Origin of the sequence: Pseudomonas sp. Pseusp3, assembly GCF_047304225.1 — a bacterium.
In the GTDB taxonomy this organism is placed as follows: Bacteria; Pseudomonadota; Gammaproteobacteria; order Pseudomonadales; family Pseudomonadaceae; genus Aquipseudomonas; species Aquipseudomonas fluorescens_CD.
On the sequence record NZ_JBGLYV010000166.1, the window covers coordinates 1 to 7,748 of the forward strand.

Here is a 7,748-nt window from a genome sequence, read left to right on the forward strand (position 1 = left end):
CGAGGCACCGAACGTCAGGGGCAAGAGCCCTTGGTTACTTGGGGCCGGGCGGCGCTCCGCTTTTCCAAGTAACCCGCTGTAAAAGCGGAACCATAAGAAGCCGTTACCGCAGCAACGGATATGTACACCGGTAAAAGACGCGTCGCCCAACACCCCGCCATCGCAAGCAGGCTTGCTCGCGATGGACGTCAACGATGACGCGGGCTGCCTGAATCCCCGCGGTGTCCCGGCGTTTTTCGCGAGCAAGCCCGCTCCCACAATTCCTCAATTGACCGGCATTGGCCGTGTTCGCAGGCCCTTTCTCACATCGGCGGGACTGATGCCGTAGGCACTCTGGAAATACTGGCAAAACCGCCCGACATTGCTGAAGCCGTGTTGCAAGGCCACGTCAGTCACTGAAGGCGACACTCCCTGGGACAGCGCAGCGAAGGCGCGTTCCAGGCGTACCTGGCGCTGATAGGCAACGATCGAAGTGCCCATGAAGCGCTGAAAACCCTCCTGCAAGGCGCGCAGGCTGACGTTGCTCAGTTGTGCCAGTTCCGTACCGCTGGCCAGGTGGTCGGGATGCGCCTGAATGTACTCGACGGCCAGCTTCACATGCCGTGGCGCGATCAACGGGGAAGGGCGCCGAAGGGCTTCGGTGAAGTTGTGCGGCCAGGCTTCCAGCACCGCATCGACCAGCATTTCGCGAAGGCGCGAAGGCATCAGCGAACCCGTGTTGATCAGCAGGTCGAACTCGGTTCCCGTGGCCATGTCCACCAGTGCCTTGATGCCCTGCAAGGCGGGTAGGTTCAGGTCCACCACGGGCTCGAAACGGACTTTCTGCAGGATCGGCTTGCCCAGCAGCACCGACAGTCGTTCGGTGACCAGCCCCCGGCTGATCGAGATCCCGTGCTGGGCATGATTGTCGACGAAGCGTGCCGAGCGCACCTCGGCCTTGTCGATGGCCAGCCCGACCTGGGTAAAACCGGTCGACTCGGTGCCATGGTTGAAGATGATCTTGCCGGCGGTGGGAATGACGAAGGTGATTTCATCGAGAGGGGCGGGAAAAGCCACCGTGAAGTCACCGCGATAGTGCATGCGACGGAAACTGACACCTTCGTGTCTGCCGTAGACCCCGCCGATGATGATGTTTTTGGGCGGCGGCGGAGAGTCGGAATAAAGGTTGCCGAACAGGTTCGAGAACAACGCGCCAAAGTCGTCGCAACTCATGTCGTTGGATCTGATGATGATTTGCTTGCGCGTCGTGCTTGAGTACACCTGAAGTGTCACCTTGAGCGGAGGGGCAAAGCCCTGGTACAGGGATCTGGCGATCGGAGATCGAGCGGATGTGGTTCGGGGAAGCGCCAAGACGTTATCAGTGAGTAATGACAGGTTTGTGACCAGGGTCTTTAGCGCTGTCGCCGCTCGCACTGAACATTCGGTGGCACGAGCGGTATCGGCAGGTGGGCTGACCTGAAATGGCCGTGGCTATTTCACTGGCTCTCCAGACTTGATATCCCCGCAAAAAATATCGTAGTTGCCATCGGTCGCAGCCGTTCGCACGACCACCGAGTATTTGCCGGCAAGCAGGGTTTGCAAGGGGACAGGTGCCGTCCTTGAAAACGTCCAGCCACGTATGGGTTGGCGTTCGGTGACGACGATGTTGTTCATCGCATAGGCGACAGACCCGGGTTGCTCGCAACTGCCATTATTGATGAACGAGTAAAGGCGCAAGGGCAGGGAAACGTAGGATGGAGCGCCGCTGATGAAGAAACTGAGTCCGGTTTTGTTGTCCCAGTCCGTCAACGTGACGTTTCCGATCTGACCGGCGTTTTGCCGGGTGGCAACCAACTTGACGTTCACGCCATGGTTCGATGACGTGGCGCAGCCGAAAAGGCTTGCCGCAACCATGAGTGCAGCCACTGAGATGTTGAGTTTCATTGCCAAACTCCTGAGTTGAAGAACTGCAATGGGAGAATTAGCGGGTATAGCTCAATTATCGCCTTCTGACGTCGTCCGGATAAGGCTTTCCCTTTTTGACCGGTGATGGTGGGGCGTCTGTCCCCTTCGCCAGTCATGGAACGGCGTGGCCGCGCAAACCGGCTACATTTGTAACTGGCCAAGCCTGCGTGGATTGCCCACTGGCACATTCGCCTGGATGTCGATGAAGGTTTGCAGTGGTTACGCGTGCAGTTAAAGGATTGTGCGGTCAGTTGAGCCCACTCATCATCCGCACCGGACGAATTGTGACTGGAGTGATTCATGGATCAACAAGGCAGCCATCCGCAAGAGCGAAGTCCAGGCGCTCCACAACGGGGTACCTTGCGCAGCCTGTTGATCCCGGAATGGCTCGGCAGTTACCGGCCCGACTGGCTACGAGGCGATGTGGTAGCAGGGTTGACGGCAGCGGCCGTGGTCATTCCCAAGGCGCTGGCGTACGCCACCATTGCCGGCCTGCCGGTGCAGGTCGGGCTGTACACGGTGCTGGTGCCGATGGTGATCTATGCCGTGCTCGGTACCTCGCGCCCGCTCAGTGTCAGCACCACAACCACCCTGGCCATTCTCGCCGGCTCCGCGCTGGGCCAGATCAGCCCCGATGGCGATGCGGCGACCTTGCTGGCGGGGTCCGCCACGCTGGCCCTGATGGTGGGCGCGATCCTGATCGTCGCGGGGTTGCTGCGCCTGGGCTTCGTCGCCAATTTCATTTCCGAACCGGTGCTGGTGGGTTTCAAGGCCGGCATCGGCGTGGTCATCGTGCTCGACCAGCTACCCAAACTGCTGGGTACTCACATCGACAAAGGTGGCTTCCTGCACAATGTGCTGGCCACAGCCCAGAGCATCGCTCATGCCTCGCTGCCGACCGTGGCGGTCGGTGTGTTCATGGTACTGCTGCTGGTCGGCATGAAGCGTTTTACCCCGCGACTGCCCGCACCGTTGATTGCGGTGGCGCTTGGCATCATCGGCATGAGCCTGTTTGGCCTGGAGCGCTTTGGTGTTTCCGCGGTCGGCGTGGTGCCGATCGGACTGCCCGCGCCGACCCTGCCGGTATGGTCGTTGGCCGAAACCCTGTGGCCTTCGGCGATGGGCATCGCACTGATGAGTTTCACCGAAACCATCGCCGCGGGGCGCGCGTTCGCCCGCAGTGACGAGCCCGCGCCACAACCGAATAGGGAGCTGCTGGCCACCGGCGTTGCCAACATCGGCGGTGCGTTTCTCGGGGCCATGGTCGCGGGTGGCGGGACCACCCAGACGGCGGTGAACCGCCTGGCCGGCGCCCGTTCGCAACTGGCTGCACTGGTCACCGCTGCACTGGCATTGGGCACTTGCCTGCTGCTGGCACCGCTGATTGGCCTGATGCCCAATGCCACGCTCGCCGCCGTGGTGATCGTGTATTCGGTGGGCCTGATCGAGCCGGCGGAATTTCGCGAGATTCTGTCGGTTCGCCGTACCGAATTTGCCTGGGCCGTGGTGGCCATGATCGGCGTGATGCTGCTGGGCACGCTGCAAGGGATTGTCGTGGCGATTGTCGTTTCGTTGCTGGCACTGGCCTATCAAGTCTCGGACCCACCCGTGCACATCCTCGGGCGCAAGCCTGGCACCAATGTGTACCGGCCGCAGTCCGCCGAACACCCCGATGACGAACACTTTGACGGGCTGCTGTTGCTTCGACCGGAAGGCCGGATCTTTTTCGCCAACGCCCAGCGCATCGGCATGAAGATGCACCCCCTGATCGAAGAAGCACGGCCCGCCGTTGTGGTTCTGGACCTGCGCAGCGTGTTCGACCTGGAGTACACGGCCCTGAAAATGCTCACAGGGGCGGAACAGCGAATGCAGGAAAAAGGCATTTCATTGTGGCTGGTGGGCATGAGCCCGGGTGTATGGGACATGGTCATCAAGGCGCCCTTGGGCCATACGCTGGGCGAGGCCCGCATGTTCTTGAATCTGGAGCAGGCGGTTGAACATTACCAGCGCAGTCGACGCTGAATGAACGCGGCCGGGCGCGCTCCGGACGTTGTGTGATGCATTGAAGGAGGTAACGGGCATGGCAAAGAAGAAAGCAGCAGCGAAAAACAAACCGGTCGAAGGCGACAAGCTCAAGAACAAGGTTTATCTCGAAGAACTGGAGCGGCTGCATGTCGAGCTGGTCAAGCTGCAGGAGTGGGTGCAGCACACGGGCGCCAAGATTTGCATCATCTTCGAGGGGCGTGATGGCGCCGGCAAGGGCGGGACCATCAAGGCACTGACCGAACGGGTCAGTCCGCGGGTGTTCCGGGTGATTGCGTTGCCGGCACCGACCGACCGGGAAAAAAGCCAGATGTATGTGCAGCGTTATCTGCCGCACCTGCCGGCGGCCGGTGAAGTGGTGATCTTCGATCGCAGCTGGTACAACCGCGCCGGTGTTGAGCGGGTCATGGGGTTTTGCAGCGAAGAGCAGGTGCGCAATTTTCTCACCGTGGTGCCGCGGGTCGAGCATGCACTGGTCGAATCGGGAATCATCCTGATCAAATACTGGCTTGAAGTGAGCCAGGAAGAACAGACCCGACGCCTCAAGGAGCGTATCACCGACGGGCGCAAGATCTGGAAGCTGTCACCCATGGACCTCAAGTCCTATAACCGCTGGTACGACTACTCCCGTGCCCGGGACGACATGTTCGAGGCCACCGATACCGAATTGGCGCCTTGGCGGGTCGCCAACTCCAATGACAAGCGGCGGGCACGACTGAACATCATCAGCGATGTGCTGAACAGCATTCCTTACGAAGAGGTGCCGCGGGAAAAAGTGAAATTGCCCAAGCGGCAAAGTCCCGGCAACTATCGGGACCCGAACTATCCGTTCAAGTTCATCCCGGAAAAATTCTGATCGATGCATTGGGCAGGAGCCAGCCCGGGCCGGCTCCTGCTGCATGCCTCAGGCCTTGATCACATACCCATACGCCCGGGTGCGACCGCCTTCGTGTTTCAGGTAGACACCCTGTAGCTCCGGTGTGAACCCCGGCAAGCGGTTGATGCCTTCTTCCAGGGCCAGGAAGTATTTCAATACCGCGCCACCCCAGATCTCTCCCGGTACCACGCAGAGCACACCCGGCGGATAGGGCAGCGCACCTTCGGCGGCGATACGCCCGTCCGCATCCGCCAGCGCCACCAGTTCGACGTTGCCACGGATGTATTCGATCTGCGCTTGCTGCGGGTTCATGGCCTTTTTCGGGAAGTATTCCTTGCGGAACATGTTCTTCTGCAACTGCTGCACATTGTGGCTGCGATACAGGTCGTGCATTTCCTGGCAGAGCTGGCGAATGGTGTAGTTGCGATAGCGTTCCTGATGTTGCGCGTAGATGGCCGGCAGCACCCGGCTCATGGGTGCGTCATCGCTGATGAAACGTTCGAAACGGGCGATTTGCGCGGCCAGGTGGGTCATCTTCGCCCAGTCTTCAGCCGGGGTGAGCAAGAACAGAATCGAGTTCAGGTCGCATTTTTCCGGGACGATGCCGTTTTCCCGCAGGAAGTTGGCGAGGATGCCAGCGTGAATACCGAACTCGGTGTAGCTGCCGTCCACCGGGTCGATGCCCGGGGTGGTGAACAGCAGTTTGCATGGGTCGATGAAGTACTGCTTCTCGGCGTAGCCACCAAAAGCGTGCCAGCGGTCCTTCGGATGAAATTCGAAGAAGCGGATGTCATTGGCGATTTCGTCCGTCGGGTAGTCTTCCCACGCGCGCCCTTCGATGGTGGACGGCACGAACGGCCGGACCATGGTGCAGGCTTCGATAATCAACTTGCGTGCTTCGATGCCGAACTTCACGCAGTCCTCCCAAAGGCGCAGGCCGCTGCGGCCTGAGTGAATGCGCGCGTTGACATCCAGCGAGGCGAACAGCGGGTAGAACGGGCTGGTGGAGGCCTGGGACATGAAGGCGTTGTTGAGCCGGTGGTGGTTGCAATAGCGGGCCTGGCCCTTGATGTGCCGGTCTTTCTTGTGCACCTGGGAGGCCTGGGAAAAACCGGCCTGCTGTTTGTGCACCGATTGCGTGACGAAGATGCCCGGGTCGTTCTCGTTCAGGTCGAGCAACAGTGGCGAGCAGTCTTTCATCATCGGGATGAACTGTTCGTAGCCGACCCACGCCGAGTCGAACAGGATGTAGTCACACAACTTGCCGATGCGGTCGACCACTTGCCGGGCGTTGTAGATGGTGCCGTCGTAGGTGCCCAATTGAATGATCGCCAGGCGGAATGGCCGTGGCAGTTGGGCCTTGTCCGGGGCGACTTCGGCAATCAGTTCGCGCAAGTACTCTTCTTCGAAACAGTGGGCGTCGATCCCGCCGATGAAACCGTAGGGATTGCGCGCGGTTTCCAGATAGACCGGCGTGGCACCGGCCTGCAACAGCGCGCCCTGGTGGTTGGACTTGTGGTTGTTGCGGTCGAACAGCACCAGGTCGCCCGGAGTCAACAGGGCGTTGGTCACCACCTTGTTCGATGCCGAGGTGCCGTTGAGCACGAAATAGGTCTTGTCAGCGTTGAACACTTGCGCGGCGTGTTTCTGTGCCAGCAGCGCCGGGCCTTCGTGGATCAGCAAGTCACCGAGCTTGACGTCGGCGTTGCACATGTCGGCGCGAAACAGCGTCTCGCCGAAGAAGTCGAAGAACTGCCGGCCGGCCGGGTGCTTGCGAAAGAACTGGCCGCCCTGGTGACCGGGGCAGGCAAAGGTCGCGTTGGCGGCCTCGGTGTACCGTTTGAGCGAATCGAAGAACGGCGGCAGCAAGCTTTCTTCATAGGCCTTGGCCGCTGTCTCCAGTTGGTTGCCATGGTATTCGACGTTGCTGGGGGACAGGTCGAAGATGCCGTTCACTTGCAGCAGCACGTCATTCAGGTGTTTGTAGACTTCTCGGGGGCGGGTACTGGTGCCGGGGGAAGGCACCAGGAAAATCGGCACGTCAAAACCGGTGCGCTGAATGACGTCCAACGCTCCAGCCAACACGTCATTGACCGACACCACGGCCACGGCGACGTCGGTGAAGTCGGTTTGACTGAGCGGGACCACCTCCCGGGCGTTCAGGAAGCATTCGGAGGTGCCATCGCTGGCGGCAATTTTCAGAGCTTTCATGGGTGGTGTCTCCTGGCGGGCACTCAATTGTCCGCAGCTTTTTTAGAGAGCAACTTCCGAGGGAGCCTTCCAGTTCCCCTGATCGGAAATCATGTCACCACTGGTTATAGAGCATATTCCTGATCTGTCAGGCTTTTAGCGATTTGCTGGACGAGAGGCCATGGTCCCCCCGATAGCGGTCAGCCGTTCACCAGTGCAATCGTGAACGAAACTACGATCATGCACGCAAAAGCAAAATTGATATTCATGAAGTTTCCATCCAAAACATGAGTGACGGTGCCATCTTGGACAGGTCACAGGAAAATGAAAAATTCGCTGTAATGATTTGAAAGATCGAAAAAAATGATACCGGGAAGTGTTTTCCCGGCCGGCCGTTTGTGTTTAACCCGAGCTTTGGCTAATCTCGCATAAACACGCAGTTACACGCATAAACGGGCGAAAACATGCACGACATCCATTCTGCTGCCGAACTGCCGTCAGTACGCCGACAAAAAATCCTGCTGATCCTCGAACGTGATGGCAAGGTCATGGCCTCGGAGTTGAGCCAGCACTTCGCGGTGTCCGAAGACACCATCCGCCGCGACCTGGCGGAGCTGGCCAGCGCCGGCCTGGTGCAGCGGGTGCACGGCGGGGCGTTGCCGCGGCCCAAAGACTCGGGCAAGGACTATTTTAC

General features: G+C 59.8%; 6 protein-coding genes. 3 read left to right on the plus strand and 3 right to left on the minus strand.

Annotated features, from left to right (window positions below):
- Window positions 1–264 precede the first annotated feature (264 nt).
- Together ACCD00_RS29405 and ACCD00_RS29410 are read right to left on the minus strand one after the other, a co-directional pair.
- Window positions 265–1,212: a helix-turn-helix transcriptional regulator gene (locus ACCD00_RS29405; RefSeq protein WP_413428727.1), complete on the minus strand. Its 948-nt coding sequence runs from the start codon at window positions 1,210–1,212 to the stop codon at window positions 265–267.
- A 258-nt stretch (window positions 1,213–1,470) separates the two neighbouring features.
- Window positions 1,471–1,923: a hypothetical protein gene (locus ACCD00_RS29410; RefSeq protein ID WP_413428728.1), complete on the minus strand. Its 453-nt coding sequence runs from the start codon at window positions 1,921–1,923 to the stop codon at window positions 1,471–1,473.
- A gap of 321 nt (window positions 1,924–2,244) precedes the next feature.
- Between ACCD00_RS29410 and ACCD00_RS29415 the strand changes: the two genes are divergently transcribed.
- Window positions 2,245–3,966, plus strand: a complete 1,722-nt coding sequence (locus tag ACCD00_RS29415) for a SulP family inorganic anion transporter (RefSeq protein ID WP_413428729.1) — start codon at window positions 2,245–2,247, stop codon at window positions 3,964–3,966.
- 58 nt (window positions 3,967–4,024) lie between these two features.
- On the plus strand, window positions 4,025–4,843 hold the full coding sequence (gene ppk2 / locus ACCD00_RS29420; RefSeq protein ID WP_413428730.1) for a polyphosphate kinase 2: 819 nt from the start codon (window positions 4,025–4,027) through the stop codon (window positions 4,841–4,843).
- Window positions 4,844–4,891: 48 nt separating this feature from the next.
- Here the strand turns inward: ppk2 and speF are convergent, their stop codons facing one another.
- Window positions 4,892–7,075: an ornithine decarboxylase SpeF gene (speF, locus tag ACCD00_RS29425; RefSeq protein ID WP_413428731.1), complete on the minus strand. Its 2,184-nt coding sequence runs from the start codon at window positions 7,073–7,075 to the stop codon at window positions 4,892–4,894.
- Window positions 7,076–7,518: 443 nt separating this feature from the next.
- On the opposite strand from speF, the gene ACCD00_RS29430 reads away from it, so the two are divergent.
- A partial coding sequence (locus tag ACCD00_RS29430; RefSeq protein WP_413428732.1) for a DeoR family transcriptional regulator occupies window positions 7,519–7,748 on the plus strand: 230 nt, incomplete at its 3' end.

Bases quoted from the DNA above. Each gene is read 5' to 3' on its own strand.
- ppk2 (WP_413428730.1), top strand. From the start codon at position 4,025: ATGGCAAAGAAGAAAGCAGCAGCGAAAAACAAACCGGTCGAAGGCGAC.
- ACCD00_RS29405 (WP_413428727.1), bottom strand. From the start codon at position 1,212: ATGAGTTGCGACGACTTTGGCGCGTTGTTCTCGAACCTGTTCGGCAAC.
- ACCD00_RS29410 (WP_413428728.1), bottom strand. From the start codon at position 1,923: ATGAAACTCAACATCTCAGTGGCTGCACTCATGGTTGCGGCAAGCCTT.
- ACCD00_RS29415 (WP_413428729.1), top strand. From the start codon at position 2,245: ATGGATCAACAAGGCAGCCATCCGCAAGAGCGAAGTCCAGGCGCTCCA.
- speF (WP_413428731.1), bottom strand. From the start codon at position 7,075: ATGAAAGCTCTGAAAATTGCCGCCAGCGATGGCACCTCCGAATGCTTC.